General features: G+C 66.7%; 14 protein-coding genes. 6 read left to right on the top strand and 8 right to left on the bottom strand.

From position 1 onward, the window contains the following. Positions 1-2 precede the first annotated feature (2 nt). From DQP57_RS00720 to DQP57_RS00695, 6 genes are all read left to right on the top strand, one after another. Positions 3-1,451 carry a vWA domain-containing protein gene (locus DQP57_RS00720; RefSeq protein ID WP_112630765.1) on the top strand — a complete coding sequence of 483 codons (1,449 nt, stop codon included), beginning with the start codon at positions 3-5 and terminating at the stop codon, positions 1,449-1,451. 140 nt (positions 1,452-1,591) lie between these two features. Beyond that, positions 1,592-2,260, top strand: coding sequence for a nicotinate-nucleotide adenylyltransferase (nadD, locus tag DQP57_RS00715; protein ID WP_112630763.1), 669 nt, complete (start codon positions 1,592-1,594; stop codon positions 2,258-2,260). Beyond that, entirely contained in the window at positions 2,257-2,649 is a 393-nt protein-coding gene (gene rsfS / locus DQP57_RS00710; RefSeq protein ID WP_112630761.1) for a ribosome silencing factor, read from the top strand. The genes nadD and rsfS overlap by 4 nt, the downstream gene beginning before the upstream one ends. Then, positions 2,646-3,320, top strand: a complete 675-nt coding sequence (gene gpgP / locus DQP57_RS00705; RefSeq protein ID WP_112630760.1) for a glucosyl-3-phosphoglycerate phosphatase — start codon at positions 2,646-2,648, stop codon at positions 3,318-3,320. Before rsfS ends, gpgP begins: the two co-directional genes overlap by 4 nt. After that, entirely contained in the window at positions 3,310-4,110 is an 801-nt protein-coding gene (gene octT, locus DQP57_RS00700) for a diglucosylglycerate octanoyltransferase (RefSeq protein ID WP_112630758.1), read from the top strand. Before gpgP ends, octT begins: the two co-directional genes overlap by 11 nt. A gap of 5 nt (positions 4,111-4,115) precedes the next feature. Beyond that, positions 4,116-4,949: a DegV family protein gene (locus DQP57_RS00695; protein ID WP_112630756.1), complete on the top strand. Its 834-nt coding sequence runs from the start codon at positions 4,116-4,118 to the stop codon at positions 4,947-4,949. A gap of 106 nt (positions 4,950-5,055) precedes the next feature. Here DQP57_RS00695 and DQP57_RS00690 read toward each other — a convergent pair whose 3' ends face one another. The 8 genes from DQP57_RS00690 to DQP57_RS00655 form a co-directional block, all read right to left on the bottom strand. Then, positions 5,056-7,956: an RND family transporter gene (locus tag DQP57_RS00690; protein WP_112630754.1), complete on the bottom strand. Its 2,901-nt coding sequence runs from the start codon at positions 7,954-7,956 to the stop codon at positions 5,056-5,058. After that, a complete protein-coding gene (locus DQP57_RS00685) occupies positions 7,953-8,372 on the bottom strand; it encodes an MmpS family transport accessory protein (protein WP_112630882.1) in 420 nt (139 codons plus the stop codon). The genes DQP57_RS00690 and DQP57_RS00685 overlap by 4 nt, the downstream gene beginning before the upstream one ends. A gap of 185 nt (positions 8,373-8,557) precedes the next feature. Continuing rightward, positions 8,558-9,616, bottom strand: a complete 1,059-nt coding sequence (locus tag DQP57_RS00680; RefSeq protein WP_112630752.1) for an NAD(P)H-dependent amine dehydrogenase family protein — start codon at positions 9,614-9,616, stop codon at positions 8,558-8,560. A gap of 70 nt (positions 9,617-9,686) precedes the next feature. Next, positions 9,687-10,337, bottom strand: a complete 651-nt coding sequence (locus DQP57_RS00675) for a GAP family protein (protein ID WP_112630880.1) — start codon at positions 10,335-10,337, stop codon at positions 9,687-9,689. A gap of 30 nt (positions 10,338-10,367) precedes the next feature. Further along, on the bottom strand, positions 10,368-12,104 hold the full coding sequence (locus DQP57_RS00670) for an AMP-binding protein (protein WP_112630750.1): 1,737 nt from the start codon (positions 12,102-12,104) through the stop codon (positions 10,368-10,370). Positions 12,105-12,115: 11 nt separating this feature from the next. Beyond that, entirely contained in the window at positions 12,116-13,228 is a 1,113-nt protein-coding gene (gene pe / locus DQP57_RS00665; RefSeq protein WP_112630748.1) for an acyltransferase PE, read from the bottom strand. A gap of 57 nt (positions 13,229-13,285) precedes the next feature. Continuing rightward, on the bottom strand, positions 13,286-16,309 hold the full coding sequence (locus DQP57_RS00660) for an RND family transporter (protein ID WP_112630746.1): 3,024 nt from the start codon (positions 16,307-16,309) through the stop codon (positions 13,286-13,288). Positions 16,310-16,427: 118 nt separating this feature from the next. After that, entirely contained in the window at positions 16,428-17,849 is a 1,422-nt protein-coding gene (locus DQP57_RS00655) for a condensation domain-containing protein (RefSeq protein ID WP_112630744.1), read from the bottom strand. Between the last annotated feature and the right edge of the window lie 112 nt (positions 17,850-17,961).

The raw sequence follows: 17,961 nt of genomic DNA, 5'->3' as shown, positions 1-17,961 counted from the left end.
CGATGGCCACCCGCCGTGTCCGACCCAGCCGGCCGCTCGCCCCGCACGGGCTGCCGGGCCATCTGGTGGGATTCGTGGAAGCGCTTCGCGGGGCGGGGATTTCGGTCGGACCCTCGGAGACGGTGGACGCCGGCCGGGTGATGGCGACGCTCGGCTTGGGCGACCGCATGGTGCTGCGCGAGGGCCTCGCGTGCGCCGTGCTGCGCCGCCCGGATCACCGCGAGACCTACGACGCGATGTTCGACCTGTGGTTTCCGGCGGCGCTGGGCGCACGCGCGGTGGTCACCGACGACGAGGCCGACGGCTCGCCCGACGACGGCGCGTTGCCGCCCGACGACGTCGAGGCGATGCGCCAGATGCTCGCGGATCTGCTGACGCAGAACCCCGACCTCGCCGACATGGACGAGCGCCTGGTCGCGATGATCGCCCGGATCGTCGAGGCCTACGGCAAATACAGCTCCAGCCGCGGCCCGTCCTTCTCGTCCTATCAGGCGCTCAAGGCGATGGCGCTCGACGAACTCGAGGGCAAGCTGCTGGCCGGGCTGCTCGTCTCGTACGGCGACGAACCGACACCCAGCCAGGAAGAGATCGCCAAAGCGCTTGCCGCGCAGCGCATCACCCAATTGCGTAAGCTGGTCGACGCCGAGACCAAACGGCGCACCGCGGAGCAGCTGGGCCGCGATCACGTTCAGATGTACGGCATCCCACAGCTTTCCGAGAACGTGGAATTCCTGCGCGCCTCCGGTGAGCAGCTGCGCCAGATGCGCCGGGTGGTGGCGCCGCTGGCCCGGACGCTGGCGACCCGGCTGGCCGCGCGGCGGCGACGCAGCCGGACCGGGACGATCGATCTGCGCAAGACCCTGCGCAAGTCGATGTCCACCGGCGGGGTGCCGATCGACGTCGTGCTGGCCAAGCCCCGCCCGGCGCGGCCCGAACTGGTGGTGCTCTGCGACGTGTCCGGCTCGGTCGCCGGATTCAGCCATTTCACCCTTCTGCTGGTTCACGCTCTGCGCCAACAGTTCTCACGCGTGCGCGTGTTCGCCTTCATCGACACGACCGACGAGGTGACCCACATGTTCGGCCCGGAAGCCGACCTGGCCGTGGCGATTCAGCGGATCACCCGCGAGTCCGGCGTTTACAGTCGCGACGGGCACTCCGACTACGGCAACGCGTTCGCGTCGTTCGTGCAGGCGTTCCCCAACGTGCTATCCCCGCGCACCTCGCTGCTGGTCCTCGGCGATGGCCGCACCAATTACCGCAATCCGGAGATCGAGCTGCTGAGCCACATGGTGACCGCCAGCCGGCACGCGCACTGGCTGAATCCCGAGCCCAAGCACCTGTGGGGCAGCGGCGACTCGGCGGTGCCGCGCTATCAGGAGGTCATCACGATGCACGAGTGCCGGTCCGCCAAGCAGCTGGCCGCGGTGATCGACCAGCTGCTGCCGGTCTAGGGCTCGCGGACGCCGCGGAAAGCATTTGTCGCTATGAGGCGGGCACAACACACGCCACCCGAAGCAGAGACTGGTGTGGCCCGTGTGACCAACACCTGGGAAATCGGGCCGTAACACCGGCTCAAGTAAGCTGGCACATCGTGCAAAAGCAGCTTCGCAGGTTAGGAGTGATGGGTGGGACGTTCGACCCCATCCATTACGGCCACCTGGTTGCCGCCAGCGAGGTCGCTGACCTGTTCGACCTCGACCAAGTGGTGTTCGTGCCCAGCGGTCAGCCCTGGCAGAAGGATCGGCACGTCTCGGCCGCCGAGGACCGGTACCTGATGACGGTGATCGCCACGGCGTCCAATCCCCGTTTCACGGTCAGCCGGGTCGACATCGACCGCGCCGGCCCCACCTACACCAAGGACACCCTGCGCGACCTGCACGCCCTCAATCCGGACTCCGAGCTGTACTTCATCACCGGCGCCGACGCGCTGGCCTCCATCCTGTCGTGGCAGGGCTGGGAGACGGCCTTCGAGCTGGCCCGCTTCATCGGGGTCAGCCGGCCCGGCTACGAGCTGCGCCGCGAACACGTCACCGGCGTGCTCGGTGAGCTGCCCGAGGACGCGCTGACCCTGGTCGAGATCCCGGCGCTGGCCATCTCCTCGACCGATTGCCGTCGCCGCGCGGCGCAACGCCGCCCGCTGTGGTACCTGATGCCCGACGGCGTCGTACAGTACGTCTCCAAGCGCCGGCTCTACCGCGACGACGTGGCGCCGTCGGTGCCGGACAGCGAAACACGCATGAGCGCAGGGGATCACCCATGAGCGCCACCCAGGAGGCCATCGACATGGCGACGGTGGCCGCCGGCGCCGCCGCCTCGAAGCTTGCCGACGATGTCATCGTCATCGACGTCTCCGCGCAACTGGCCATCACGGACTGCTTCGTGATCGCCTCGGCGTCCAACGAGCGACAGGTCAACGCCATCGTCGACGAGGTCGAGGAGAAGATGCGCAAGGCCGGGTACAAGCCGGCGCGCCGCGAGGGCACGCGGGAAGGCCGCTGGACGTTGCTGGACTATCGCGACATCGTCGTGCACATTCAGCACCAGGAGGACCGCGACTTCTATGCCCTCGACCGGCTGTGGAGCGACTGCCCGGTGGTGCCGGTAAACCTGGACGAGGACCGCGCCAACTCCGATGAGGGCGCGTCATGAGGGTTCGTCGTCTGATCATGTTGCGGCACGGGCAAACCGAGTTCAACGCGGGCAGCCGCATGCAGGGTCAGCTGGATTCCGAACTCAGCGAACTCGGCCGGGCGCAGGCGATCGCGGCCGCCGAGGTGCTGGGCAAGCTGCAGCCGTTGCTCATCGTGTCGTCGGATCTGCATCGCGCCTACGACACGGCCGTCCGGCTGGGGGAGCTGACCGGGCTGCCGATCCGGGTCGACCAGCGCTTGCGCGAAACCCATCTCGGCGACTGGCAGGGAATGACGCACACCGAGGTCGACGCGCAGGCCCCCGGCGCCCGGCTGGCCTGGCGCGAAGACGCCACCTGGGCCCCGCACGGCGGCGAGAGCAGGGTCGACGTCGCCGCGCGCAGCGTGCCATTGGTCGCCGAACTGGTGTCCGGTGAGCCGGAATGGGGCCAGCCCGACGGGCCCGACCGCCCGGTGGTGCTGGTGGCCCACGGCGGGCTGATCGCCGCTTTGTCGGCCGCGCTGCTGAAGCTTCCGGTCGCCAACTGGCCGATCCTGGGCGGCATGGGCAATGCCAGCTGGGTCCAGCTCTCCGGCCACAACGACGATCCGGCCGACGAATTCGACAGCATCCGTTGGCGTCTGGATGTGTGGAACGCTTCGGCGCAGGTGTCCAACGATGTCCTCTGAACGGCCGTCGAAGCCGACCCTGCTGATTTTCGCCGACTCCCTGGCCTACTACGGGCCGACCGGCGGGCTGCCCGCCGACGACCCCCGGATCTGGCCGAACATCGTTGCGGCGCACCTGGGTTGGGACGTCGAGCTAATCGGCCGCATTGGTTGGACGTGCCGCGACATCTGGTGGGCGGCGACCCAGGATCCGCGGGCCTGGGCGGCGCTGCCCAGGGCGGGCGCGGTCATCTTCGCGACCGGCGGCATGGATTCACTGCCGTCGGTGCTGCCCACCGCGCTGCGCGAGCTGATCCGCTATGTGCGCCCGCCGTGGCTGCGGCGCTGGGTCCGCGACGGTTATGGCTGGCTGCAGCCGAGGCTTTCACCGGTGGCCAGATCGGCGCTGCCGCCGCACCTGAGCGCGGACTACCTCGAACAGACCCGCGGCGCAATCGATTTCAACCGACCCGGCATCCCGATCGTGGCCTCGCTGCCGTCGGTGCACATCGCCGACACCTACGGCCGGGCCCACCACGGCCGCGCCGGGACGGCGGCCGCGATCACCGATTGGGCGCAAAACCACAACGTCCCCCTGGTCGATCTGAAAGCCGCCGTCGCCGAACAGGTGATGAGCGGACGGGGAAACCCCGACGGCATCCACTGGAATTTCGAAGCCCACCAGGCGGTCGCGGAGTTGATGCTCAAGGCGCTCGCCGAAGCCGGCGTGGCGACGATGCAGCGCGCGCAGCGCGATGAGGAGAAGCCGCGCAATCAGGCCGGCGTGCCGCACGGGAAGCCCCGCGGGTAGCTCTCGTGACCGTCCTGGTGGTGACCGACTCGTCGGCACGTCTGCCCGCCGACCTGCTCGAAAAGTGGGGGATACGCGTCGTTCCGCTGCACATCTTGCTCGACGGCGCCGACCTGCGTGACGGTGTGGACGACGTCCCCGACGACATCTACAAGCTCGCGGCCACCACCGCGGCCGCCACCCCCGCCGAACTCGCCGACGCCTATCAGCAGGCGCTGGCCGACAGCGGCGCCGACGGCGTTGTGGCCGTGCACATTTCGTCGGCGCTGTCGGGAACCTGCCGGGCCGCCGAACGCACCGCGGCCGACCTGGATCCGAACGTGCGCGTCGTCGACTCCAAATCGGCCGCGATGGGCACCGGCTTCGTCGCATTGGCCGCGGCGCGGGCCGCGGCCGACGGGGCAGACCTCGACGCCGTCGCGGACGCCGCACGCGCGGCCGTGGACCGCGGGCATGCGTTCATCGTGGTGCACCGACTGGACAACCTGCGCCGCAGCGGACGCATCGGCGGGGCGAAGGCATGGCTGGGCACCGCGCTGGCGCTCAAGCCCCTGTTGCGTATCGACGACGGCAAACTCGTTCTGGCCCAACGGGTACGCACCGTCAGCCACGCCACCGAGGCGATGATCGATCGGGTCTGCCAGGTCGTCGGCCACGACGCCGCCGCCCTGGCGGTGCATCACGTCAACAACCCGGATGGCGCGCGGGAGGTGGCGACGGCGCTGGGCGAGCGGCTGCCGGCGTGCGAACCGGCGATCATCACCGAGCTGGGACCGGTGCTCGCGCTACATGTCGGCGCCGGCGCGGTGGCGGTGAGCGTGGCGCTGGCCGAAGGCTAGTGGCGATCGCAAGCGCGGCGTAGCCGGGCGCGGCGGGTCGCCACCATCTGGCTAGTGGCGATCGCAAGCGCGGCGTAGCCGGGCGCGGCGGGTCGCCACCATCTGGCTAGGCGCTCACCGGCCGTCGGGCGTTGTCACCGCGGGGGTGCACCACCTGCGGCCACCAGAACCACCGTCCGAGCAGGACGGCGATCGAGGGCATCAGCAGCGTGCGCACGATCAGCGTGTCGAGCAGCAGACCGATGCACACGGTCGAGCCGAACTGGCCGAGCACCCGCAGATCGCTGCCCAACATGGACGCCATGGTGAAGGCGAACACCAGACCCGCCGCCGTCACCACACCACCGGTGCCGGCCATCGACCGGATGATCCCCGTCTTGAGGCCGGCATGGATCTCTTCCTTGAACCGGGAGACCAGCAACAGGTTGTAGTCGGATCCAACGGCCAGCAGGATGATCACGGACAGCGCCATCACGATCCAGTGGATCCTGATGCCGAACAGGTCCTGCCAAATCAGCACGGACAGGCCGAATGACGCCGCGATCGAGCTGGCCGCGGTGCCGACGATCACCAACGCGGCCACCACGCTCCGGGTAAGTAGCAGCATGATCATGAAGATCAGCGTCAGGGCCGACACCACGGCGATCATCAGGTCGTACTTCTCGCCGTCGGCCATGTCCTTGAACGTCGCGGCGGTTCCGCCGAGATAGACGCGGGCGTCGGACAGCGACGATTGCTTGAGTCCCTCCTGCGCGGCGGTGCGTTCGGCGTCGACTTGCGCGATGCCCTCCGGCGACATCGGGTCGCCCTGATGCGTGATGAAGAACCGGGCCGATTTACCGTCCGGCGATAAGAACATCCGGAGCCCGGTCTGGAAATCCGGGTTGTCGAAGGCCTCGGGCGGCAGGTAGAAGAAGTCGTCGTTCTTCGATGCGTCGAAGCTTTGACCCATGACGATCGCGGTGTTGCTCATCGCCTCCATCTGATCGATCATCGCCTTGAACGTCTGATACAGGGTCAGCGTGATGCCCCGCGTGGTCTTCAGCGTGGTGATCAGCGTGGGAAACAGCGCGGTCAAATCGCGTGAGGCCTTGGCGGTGTGCTGGATGTCGGCTGTGAGGTAGTGGAACTGCTCGGCGAGCTGGTCGAACCCGTCGAGTGTGTCGAACAGGGACCGCAGCCCGAAGCACACCGGGATGTCATAGCAGTGCTTCTCCCAATAGAAAATGCTGCGGATCGGCCGGAAGGTGTCGTCGAAGTCGGCGATGTGGTCGCGCAGGCTGTCGGTGATCTGCGAGGTCACCGCCGTGGTCTTCGCGCTGTCGTCGGCGGCGTTGGCCAGGTCCAGCGATACCTCGTACTGGCGCTGGGTGGTGTCGATCTGGGTTTGCAGATCGTCGGCCATCTTGAGGATGTCGTTCATGCGCTCCTTGAGAAAGCTCATGTTCTGCATCGTCGTCTGGCTTTGGGCGCTGTTCTGGAACGGTATCGAGCTGTGCTGGATCGGGATGCCCAGCGGTCTGGTGATGTCCTGGACCATGGCGATCCCGAGTGTGCGCATCTCGTTCTTGGCGACCCGGTCCAACACCAGCATGTCGGCTGGGTTCCGCATGTCGTGATCGGACTCGATCATCAGCAGATCGGGGTTCATTCGGGCCTCGGAGAAATGCCGGTTCGCGGCCTCTTGTCCTTTATTGGACGGGGCTGACAACGGCAGGTAATGGCGGTCGTTGTAGCTCGTGTGAAAGCTCGGCAGGGCGATCATGCCGACCAGCACGACCGCGGCGCTCACGGCCAGAATTGGTGCCGGCCAGCGTACTACGGCGGTACCCACCCGGCGCCACAGCCGGCCACGCTTGGCCTGCTTTTCGAACAGGTGGAAGCGGCTGCCGGCGAACACCACCGCTGGCCCCAGCGTGACGCCGGCCAGCACCACGACGATCATCCCGATCGCCACGGGCGCGCCCATGGTGTTGAACCACGGCAGCCGGGTAAAACTGAGGCAATAGGTCGCGCCCGCGATCGTCAGGCCCGAGCCTAAGACGACCGGGGCGACGCCCTTGAATGTGGTGTAGTACGCGGTTTCTCGGTCCTCGCCCGCGGCCAACGCCTCCTGATAGCGGCCGATCAGGAAGATGCCGTAGTCCGTCCCCGCGGCGATCGCCAACATGGTGAGGATGTTGGCGGCGAACGTGGTGAGCCCGAATGCGTTGTGATAGGCGAGAACCGCGACCACCCCGCGCGAACAGGCCAGCGCGACAAAGGTCATGAACAGCTGCACGAGCGTGGTGACGATGGACCGGTAGACCAGCAGCAGCATGATCGCGATCGCGCCCAGGGTGAACAGCGTGATCTTGGCCAGGCTGGCGTTACCGATGATGTGCATGTCGTCGGACAGCGCCGCGGGGCCGGTGACGTAGGCCTTCACACCGGGCGGTGCCCTGTTCTCGTCGATGACCTTGCGCACGGCGTCCACGGATTCGTTGGCCAGCGTGGTGCCCTGGTTACCGGCGAGGTTCACCTGCACGTAGGCGCTTTTGGCGTCGGCGCTCTGCGCGCCCGCGGCCGTCAGCCTGTCGCCCCAGAAGTCCTGAATGTGCTGAATGTGCTTGGGGTCCTGGCGGAGTTGCCGGATCAGCTTGTCGTAGTACTGGTGCGCATCGGGGCCCAGCGGGTGCTGACCCTCCAGCACGATCATGATGGTGCTGTTGGAGTCGAACTCGTGAAAGTTGTGGCCCAGGCGCATCATCGCCTTCATCGACGGCGCGTCCAGCGGTGTCATCGGCGCCGAGTGCGCCTCGCCGACTTTTTCCAGCGTGGGGACGATGACGTTCACCAACACGGTGATCGCGACCCAGCCGATGATGATCGGGATCGCGAAGATGCGGATCGCGTGGGGAAGGTAGGGCCGATGGCCGCGTTCGGCCTTCGACAAGCCCCGGGTCGTGATGGGGCCGGTGTCGGCGGCGCTCAGGTCGCGCTCGGTCTGATTGCCCGCGTCGCTCATGCGGACTTCACCAGGCAGAAGGTCTGGGCGTTATGGCCGGCGGAGTTCTGATTGTCGCGCAGGACGCCGTCCACGGTGATCTTGCAGCTGATCGTGCTGCCGTCGCTCTGCGCCATGATGTTCGCGCTCACCGAGGGCAGCGTGGTCGAGATGGTGGTCGACCAGGGCAGCGGGGCGTTGTTGACCTGGTGCGTGTTGGCGTTCTCGTCCCAGTAGTTGATGTTCGCCGTGGTGCCCGGGGCGCCGGAGATTTCGTAGACGACGACCTTCGGGTTGAACTGCACGATCTCGATCCCCTTGCCGGCGTTTGCGTTGAGATCTTCCGAGCCGAAGATCTTGTGCAGTCGCGACACGATGAGCGCCGAGGTCGCCAGAACGACCACCAGCACCAGCGGGATCCACGCTCGTTTCAGCACCCGGGTGAGAAGGCCGGGGCGGGTGCCCGAGTCTGAACTAGTCACCACCTGACCGCCTTCCGCAAAGCTCACCAACCGTCGCGACGACACCACTGTCAACGGAACTTTTGCTCAGTTAGGGATAGTAACCTTAGTGGACGCAAGCGTTCCTCCCGGGGCGCCACTTGTGGCGAACGGCATACCCGTCAGCGGGCTGCTCGCCCGGTGACCGGGGGCAGATCCGCCAGGGTCACGATCCCGGGCTCGGCGGCGACCACCGCCGGGACGGCGTTGGTAACCGGCATCGCGGTGTAGATCATTCCCAGTCCCATGAACCCGGGCTCGGTCCAGTCCTTGGGTGGCAGGCAGTGCAGCACGGTCCGCATGTTGGGCAGCCCGAACACCTGGATGACGTGCCCGTGCTCGAGGGGCTTGGGCGGGACGACGTGCCTGCCCATCGTCCAGTTGAATCCGACGCTGACAACGTTGCGATCGCCGACCCAGCCGCGGTGGTAGCCGTACACGCTGCCGACCGTTCCGGCGGGGATTTTCATGAAGCCCAGATCGGAGTCGTCGGTGGCCGCGGTGAAGGTGACGTCGAAGGTCATCCTGTCCAGCTTCGCCCCGATCGCGTCGGCCATCATCGCCGCCGATTCCGCGAAGACCTCGCTTTCGCGCCGGACGTTCTCCGCCAGCCCCGGGGTGTCGGGATCCTGCGAGAAGCCCATGGCCGTCTGGGTTTCCGCCGATTCGTAGGTCGAGCAATCCACCGACTCGGTGATTCGGATCTCGTCGACTCGCTCGCACGAGGCGGACAGCACCATGCCCACCATGTTCGTCATGCCCGGGTGCGCGCCGCTGCCGAAGATCGTCGAATTGCCTTTCCGGCAAGCATCTTCGATGCGTTTGCGGTCCTGCGGGGTCTGTTTTCCGCCGGTGATCCACGCGGCGCTGGTGCACACGTTGACTCCCGATTCCAGCAGCCGCACCAACTCATCGATGTTGGGCCACAACGGGTTATAGCAACACGCGTCGGCGCCCAGGGCCAGCAGCGCGTCGATGTCGTTGGTCGCGCGCACCCCGGTCGGCTCCGGCCAGCCCGCCAGGTCGGCGGCGTCGACGCCGACCTTGTCGGCGCCATGCGCGTACACCCCGGCCAGTTCCAGGTCGGGTCGTCCGATGATGGCGTGCAGCGAACGCCGACCGATGTTGCCGGTCGTCCACTGGATCACACGCAGCGGACGGTCGGTGCTTGCCTTGCTCATCGCGGCTCCTTTGCCGGTCGGATTGGACTCATTATTGCCTCAGCGGTGACGCGGCATTTGACGAAGGGTTTCAAAGCCCGGCCGCGCCGACGGCGAGGAAAGCGCAGCCGGCGGCGGCCAGCAGGAGCGCGACGTCGACGCGTCGGCGCGAACGGATCCAGCCGTGCAGCGCCGCCACCCACGCGGCGGTTGCCTGGGGCGCCAGCAGGTGGGCCAGCAGTGGAATCTCGATCAGCGCGAAGGCCACGGCGTTGAACATCAACAGCACGACCACTTGCGTCAGGGCCGTCGCCCCGGACGCCAGGATGACGGCCAGCGCGGCCAGGTAGTCGACCGACGGCAAGGCGATGCCGAGACCGGCGATGCCGGCAACCGTCAGCGAATGCCGGCTCAGCAATCGTCGGATCGGCGACGGCAGTCCTGTCGGGCGCACACCCAACCGCGCGGGGAGATTGGCGGCCACGACCGCGGCGACGGTCAGCGCCAGCAGGCCGACCAGAATCTGCACCGTGGGCAGCGCGAAGTAGTTCGAGCCGCCCATGGCGCGTCGGAAGGCGAACAAGACAACCAGACCCACCGCCGTTCCCATGGCGAAACCGCCGGACAGGAACGCGAGCAGTTGCAGCGCCGGTCGCGGCCTGTTCAGCATGAGCACGGTCATGCCGACGCGGAAGGGTTCGACGCTGACGGCGAGGGCCATCACCAGGACGGTGACCAACATCGGCATCGTGGAGTGCGCCCGTACCCCGGCTCAGGCGTCCAACCGGGCGAACTGCTGCCGGCGGTACTGCTCGACACAGGCGGCGCGGCGGATCTTGCCGCTGGTGGTGGTGGGAATCGAGCCGGGCGGTACCAGCACGAGGTCTCCCACATTCACGCCGTGCGCATTGGAAATCGCCGAGGTGACATCGCGTTTGACGCAGGTCAGCGCGTGCATGGCCGCCTCGGTGGAATCGCCCCGCTTCTTGAACTCGATGACGGTGACCAGCTTCTCGGTGCTGTTCACCGGAACCGATATCGCCGCGACCCGGCCGCCGGTGATCTCTTGGACCGTCGCCTCGATGTCCTCGGGATGGTGATTGCGTCCGCGGATGATCAGCAGATCCTTGATACGGCCGACGATGAACAGCCCGCCGTCGTGGACGAAACCCAGGTCACCGGTCTTCAGCCACGGCCCGTCCGGGGTACCCGGCGACGGCTCGATGAGCGTCGCGCCGAAGCAGCGCTGTTCTGCCGGAGGCTTGCGCCAGTAGCCCTCGGCCACGTTGGCGCCGCGTACCCAGATCTCGCCGACCACCCCCGGCGGGCACTCGCGGCCGGTGTCGCCGTCGACGATTCGCAGCGCCGGCGAGTGCGGCAGTTCGTACTTCACCAGCGACGAGCCGGTCCCGGCCGCGCAGGGCACGGCGCGGCCCGCGGACAGCTCGTCGATATCGAAGTGAACCGTCGACGAGTCACTCCAGGTGCCACTGGCTACGAAGACAGTGGCCTCCGCCAACCCGTACGACGGGCGCATCATGTTGTCCCGAAAGTTGAAGTGCGCAAACCGATCAACGAAGCGACTCAGGGTGGCCGGCTCGACGCGTTCGGCACCGCTGATGATGCCCAGCACACCGCCGAGGTCGAGTCCGGCCAGATCGCGGTCACCCGTCTTGCGGGCGGCCAGGTCGAAGGCGAAGTTGGGGGCCGCCGACCATGAAGACGTATTCGCGGCCAGGGATCGCATCCATCGGGCCGGCCGTTCCAGGAACGCAACGGGACTCGTCAGCTCGCCCCGCCAGCCGCCCAGGATCGGCGCGCAGACCCCCAGCACCAAACCCATGTCGTGATAGAAGGGCAGCCACGAAACGATCGTGGTGTCCGACGGGGCTTTCGTGTGGGAGTCGGCGAAGAAGCTGCGCATCAGCTGCTCGAAATTCACCTGCAGATTGCGGTGCGAAATCATCACACCCGTCGGGGTCCGGGTCGAACCGGAGCTGTATTGCAGATACGCGACGTCAGGCAAATCGGTTGCAAGCACTGTGGTTCCGCGATCGGCGTCCAGATTCATCGAATCGATTTCGACGATCTTCGGGACATCGTCCAAGCGCGCCCGGTCGACGTACTCGGCGACATCTTCGGCGACCGCGGACGTCGTGAGGATGACCGACGGCGACGTGTCGGCGAGGACCGCACTCACCCGCTCGTCGCTGGAGCCGCGGTGCGGCAGCGGAAGCGGAACGGCGATGAGCCCGGCCTGCATCGACCCGAGGAACGCCGTGATGTAGTCAAGACCCTGCGGCGCCAGGATCACCGCCCTGTCGCCGACCGACCCGTGCTGGCCGAGGTCGCCCGCCACGTTGAAGGTTCGGCGGGATATTTGTGCCCACGTGAGGGTCTGGCGGATGCCCTCCCAGTCCTCCTGGTAATCGGTGAACGTGTATGCCACATCGTTGGGCCGCAGGCTGGCACGCCCGTGCAGCATGGCGAGAATCGATGATCCAGACATAGGCGCGTCGTCTAGCCGGTGCCCTGGGACAGCGCGGACGTGGCGCCGCTGACGAGCTGTGACAGCGGGTCGCCGCTGCCCAGTGCGGCCTGGTTGACCGGCGCGATGACTTCCGCGGGGTCGAAGCCGTGCACCGGGTCCACCTGGACCGGCGCGGTCGCCGGGTCGTCGTTGCGCGAGTAGCCCGCATTCACCCGGGGAATCAGGATCGCGTCGAGCTTGTCCAGCGTGCCTTCGTCGATCCCGATGTATTTCAGCGGCATGACGAGCGGCAGGTGCTTTTCGGGGACCATGATCGTCGTGTCTTTGGCGCCCCTCGAGTTGATCGTCGTCCTGATGTTCTGCGGGGGCACCATGCTCGGGTTGGTGAAGGCCACCGCCGTGTGGCCGGTGGCCAGGCCCAGCAGCGTGTTCGCCAGAGCGAACATGTTGTCGGGCCGGTCGGGGAAGTCGGCGATCAAATCGTAGGCGGCCACGAATCTGTTTGTGTCGTATTGACTTTCGTACTGCGGTGGCATGGTGTAGTCGAGCGCGGGAACGACGCTGCCGACCGGGAACATGGCGGTCAGAAAGCTCTGGCCGAAGGCGTGATGCCCGATCGGGTCGCCGAACGTGGCGAAGTTCAGCTTGTCCGGCGGGGGAGCGGCCGGGTCAGTCGCCAGCCGGGCCTGTTCGCCGTCGACCACGAACCCGCCCTCGGACAAGCCGATCGCCGTGCCCGGGCGGCCGGTGCGGACCGCCGCATCGAGGTTGTCTATGCCCTCGACGACCGACTCGCCGATGCTGGGGCCGTCCACACCCAGGCCCGGGAACTGCTCATCGAGCTTGCCGATGCCCGGGAAGAGTCGCTCGAGGACGTGCCCCTGGATCTGGCCCGCGGGGTAGGGAACGATCTGGCGCTTCTGGCCGGGGAACCATTGGGCGCCTTCCTGACGGATGTATTCGTCGTAGGGGATGCCCGCAACGTGAGCGCCGCCGAGGGCGAACGCCGTCTGGTCGCCCGGTGCCCCCGGGGTCGGCGGACCGCCGATCGGCGCGTCGTCAGCCGTCGCGGTGTTGACGCCGAAACAGCCTGTGGCAGCTACGGTTACCAGCGTCGTAACTCCTGCGAGCAGCTTCTTCATCCCTACTCCTGACCGCTCGAATTCGCCTCGTAGTCTCACACACATCCCCTGCGGGTGCTAACCGGGCTGCGGCTCGGCGCGTCCCTGGGGTAGCGGCGAGGCCGCGAGCCGCCCGCCCGCCGGCGCGGCCGCTCGGGAGGGCCACCAATTCGCGCGTCCGACCAGGGCGGCGATCGCGGGAACCGTGATGGTGCGCACCAAGAAGGTGTCCAGCAAAATTCCCACCCCGATCACGAAACCGCCCTGGACCACGGTGCTGATGCTGGAAAACAACAGGCCGCACATCGAGGCGGCAAAGATCAGACCCGCCGCCGTGATCACGCCGCCCGTCGAACCCAGGGTCCGGATGATGCCGTACCGCATGCTGTGCGGCGACTCCTCCCGCATCCGCGAGACGAGCAGCATGTTGTAGTCGGCTCCCACCGCGACCAGCACCACGAACGCCAGCGGGGGCACACTCCAATGTAATTGCTGCCCCAGCAGGTACTGGATTACCAGCACCCCGATTCCCACCGCGGACAAATACGAAATGACCACGGAGGCAACGAGATACAGCGGGGCAACGATCGCACGCAGCAGCGCGACCAGGGTCACCAGCACGACCAAGAGGGTTACGGCGATGATGAACCGGATGTCGTGCTGGTAGTAGTCGCGCGTGTCCTTGAGGGCCACGGTGTACCCGGCCATCGACACCGTCGCGTCCGCCAGTGCGGTATTCGGCTGGGCACCCCGCGCGGCCGCTTCGATCGCGTTGACCTGATCCATGGCGTCGGTGCTGAACGGATTGAGTTTCGTCTGAACCAGGTACCGCACCGAGTGACCGTCCGGCGAGATGAATGCCTTGGCGGCCTTCTGGAACTCCGCCAGGTGCAGGAGCTGGGGCGGGATGTTGAATCCGGCCATCGAGGTTTGCGCCGCGTCGCGTTTCAGCGACAGCAGAAACGCCGCCGACTCGTTGAGGCCGCTGCCGAGCTGCTTGACCTGGTCGACGACCTGAGCCACCGCGTCGGCGATTTGGCGGCTGCCACCGGCGAACCGGTTTGCGCCGTCTTGCAAGGTGTTCAGGTTCGATTGCAGGCCACCGGGTTTGTCCATGCCCAGCGAATGCAGCACGTTGGTGAGCTTTGCCAACGCGGCGCGCAGGCGGTCTGACGACGCTTTCAGCGCGTGCTTGTCCGGGTATTCCTGCAGTTGGTGAGCCAAGTCATTGATCGCGTCGAGGTCTGCTTGGTCGCGCGAGCCGACGAGTTGCTCGAATGTCCCGCGGGTGGCGCTGCACGACGGGTCGACGTCGCATCGGGGGTTCCCCTGCAGCGCCCCCAGCACCGGGCCGATCCAGGCGAACATGTTCTTGGCCGCCGAGAAATTCCAGCCCATGGCGTTGCTGAGCGCGTTGACGTGGTCCACGAGCTGGGCCGCGAGATCGACCTCTTTCACCAGCGCATCGCCGGTGTACTGGTTCTTCGTCGACGAGAACGCGGTCTCGAGCTCCTGGACGCCGGCGGCGAGCTGAATCACCTGGCCCCGCATGTCGCCGAGGTTGTCGGCCAACGTGCCGGCCCCGTCTACCAGGCGATTCAGGTCGTTGGTGTGGTCTTTGATCAGGGTGGACCCGCCGGCCAGCAGCGTGCCGATAGCGCCCGCCTGGTAGGTGGCTCGGAATTGTTCCGGCACGTTGCCGGTGGGGCGCGTAATGCCGCTGACCGCAGCCACATTCGGCAGTTGACTGACCCGGTCCGCCATTTGCTCCAAGTCCGCGAGTGCCTTGGGCGTGCGCAGGTCGCGCGGGGACTGGACCAGGATGTACTGCGGGATGGACTGGTTGACCGGGAAGTGCCGCTCCAGCGCGGTGTATCCGATGGAGCTCGGCGCGGAAGGCCGCAGCGCCTTGCGGTCGTCGTAGTTGTAACGCACCAGGCCGGCGCAGCTGGCCAGGACGATCAACACGAGCACGCTGGCGACCAGGTTGACCCTCGGGCGTCGCACGATGCGGATGCCGGAACGCCGCCAGAATCGGGCGGTCAGCTCGCGCCGCGGCTTGACCAAGCCGCGCCGCCCCGCAAGCACCAGAATCGCCGGCAGCAACGTCAACGCGGCGAGGAACGCCACACCGATCCCGATCGCCGACGACGCCCCGACCGTTTTGAACACACCCATTCGGGCGAAGCTGATCAGCAGGAACGTGACCCCGACGGTGGCGGCGGATGCGGCGATCACCTTTCCGATCGAGAACATCGCGCGCCTGACCGCCTGGTCGGAAGTCGCACCCGACCGCAGGTAGTCGTGATAGCGGCTGATGAGAAAGACCGCGTAATCCGTTCCGGCTCCGGCCATGATGGCGCTCAAGAACACGACGGCCTGGTTCGAGACGCCCGACCCGGTCAGTTGGGAGTAGCCCGCTACCACCGCCTGCGCGATCACCAGGGATATCCCGATGGTCAGCAACGGCAGCAGCATGGTGACCGCGCTGCGGTAGATCACCAGCAGGACGATGAGCACCATGACCGCGATCGCCAGCTCGATCGGGAGGCGATCCCGAGCGCCCGCGGCCGTGAGGTCAGCGACGGTCGCCGCCGGGCCGGTGAGGTTCGCCGTCAGCGCTGTGCCGGCGAGAGCCTGCTTGACGATGTCGCCGATCCGGTTGAAGGCGGCGTACGAGCGGGGGGTGCCCAACTCGCCCGCAACGCCGACCGGCAGCACCCACGCCTTGTGATCCTTGCTGGTGACGACGGAGCGCAACGCCGGCGTGCTGGCGAAGTCCTGCAGCATCAACACATCTCGCGTGTCGCAGCGCAGCGCGTCCACGAGTTTGCCGTAGGTGGCTTCGTCGGCCGGGCCGAGCCCCTTGTCGTCGGTCAACACGACCAACAACAGGTTCTCCGACCCCGATTCGTGAAACGCTTCGGTCATCTTGCGGGCGGTGACGCTCGACGGCGCGTCGCTGGGCAGGATCGCCAGCGGATGCTTCTCGGCCATCTCACCCAGTGACGGGAAGCTCAGAGGTAGCGCGACCGCAATCGCGATCCAGATCCCCACTACCGCCCAGGGCCAGCGCACCACGAAATCGGCTAGCCGCCGCATATCGCCCTCATCCCCGTTCGGCGCCGTCGGGTGTGCCCGCCGGGGACTCTCGGCCGCGTTCGCCCGAGCCCGGTCACACCATGCACATTCGCCTCACGAGCCATCGAAGTGCTCCACGCTACGCGACGCGTCCCCAGCTCCCGCTGCCGGCGACCCGCACGCAGACCGACTTCATAGCTTCCATGTAGCGGACCACCGATTTGCGGGCGACCGGGTTGTCCGGATGCATGATCGCCATGAACGTGCCTTCCCCATACCGGAATATGTAAATAGTCAGTTGGTAGGAATAGCGGCCGTCGGGATAAATTCCGATGTTGTTCGCGAGTCCCAGGTCGGCCGCGGCGAGAATGGCATTGAGCGGAGCGGCGCCGCCATGAAAGAAATTCGACACCGGAAAGTTCGGTTGCGGCCAGCGCAACCACGGCGCTAGTTCCATCACGCGGTAATAGGGAACCTTCGCCATGTCCAGATTCGAATCGAAGGACGCCTGCGCCGCCCACGCGGCTTCGCCGAACGAGGCGGCGGCTATGGGCACGGTGATGGGGATCAGACCCGTGAACCAGCCCTGCGTCATGAAATTGTCCGTGGCTTTGCGGGAATCCCTGGGAGTGAGCCCGTGGTAGGTGAGGGCACCCGTGAATTCGTGCTCCACCAAGGCAAGGCAGGCGAACAGGCCACCGACGAAGCGCGCACCGACCGCCGCGCAGGCCGATTCGAACCGTTCCGTCTGCGCCGCGTCCATCAGCAGTTGGGAGGTCATGTCGCTGCTATGAGACTCCCGCGGGTCACCGAGCGGGAGCGGGAACTCGGGAAAGCCGCCATCGTTGTTCTCGGCGAAGTCAATCCACGCGCGCACCTCCGGGGAATCCACGGTCAGCGCTGACGTGAATTCGCGTTCGCGGGTGCAGAAGTCATCGAAGCTGCCGGCATCGGGAAGAGCGAGGGCCTCACCGCCGCCGCTCAACGCCGTGTACATGCCGTTGGCCTCCATCATCGTGGTGCCGATCAAGGTGGCGTCACCGTGGACGTGATCCATGGCGGCGAAGAAGGTGAAGTGACTTTCGCTTTGAATGATCCCGAAGGTAAAGCAGCCCCACTTCAGCGGATTCGGAATGGCCACGACGTGAGCGTGTATTTCGTCGGCCGTCATCTCGCCCTGCTCGATCGGAGCGAACTCGATATCGGCGGGATCGCTGAAGGTGTGCCTGACGAACTCTCCGTCGCCGGTGTGCTCGAACCAGCTGCGGAATGTGTCGTGCCGACGCAGATACGCGTTGACGGCGTGGTTCATGGCGGCAACGTCGCACTTCCCGGGCACTTCACAGGTGGCGATGATCTGCCGGGAGAAATTCAGCCCCGCGGCGGTCCGTTCACAGTAATTGCGGAGATGTTGGCTCTGCATGTAGCTGACCGGCACCGAGCTGACCGGCGCCTGTCGGACCTTTTCGGCCGCCGCGGCCGTCGGATGCCAGGAAATGACCGATCCCGGGGTGAGCTTCCAGTCGCCGAGTGCGCCGATCGTAATCTTCCCGATGCGCAAAACTTCGTCCTCCTCGGTTCAAACGACCACGGCCACCCTGGCGGCGAGACCAAGATAAACCCTCGGGGTGATCGCCGTCGCAGGCGTGCGCGGCCACCGCCTACACTCGCTC

The sequence above is a fragment of the Mycobacterium colombiense genome (genome assembly GCF_003284935.1).
GTDB classification, from domain to species: domain Bacteria; phylum Actinomycetota; class Actinomycetes; order Mycobacteriales; family Mycobacteriaceae; genus Mycobacterium; species Mycobacterium arosiense_A.
The sequence above is the reverse complement of the archived record's forward strand: the minus strand, read 5'-3'. Positions and strand labels throughout refer to the sequence as shown.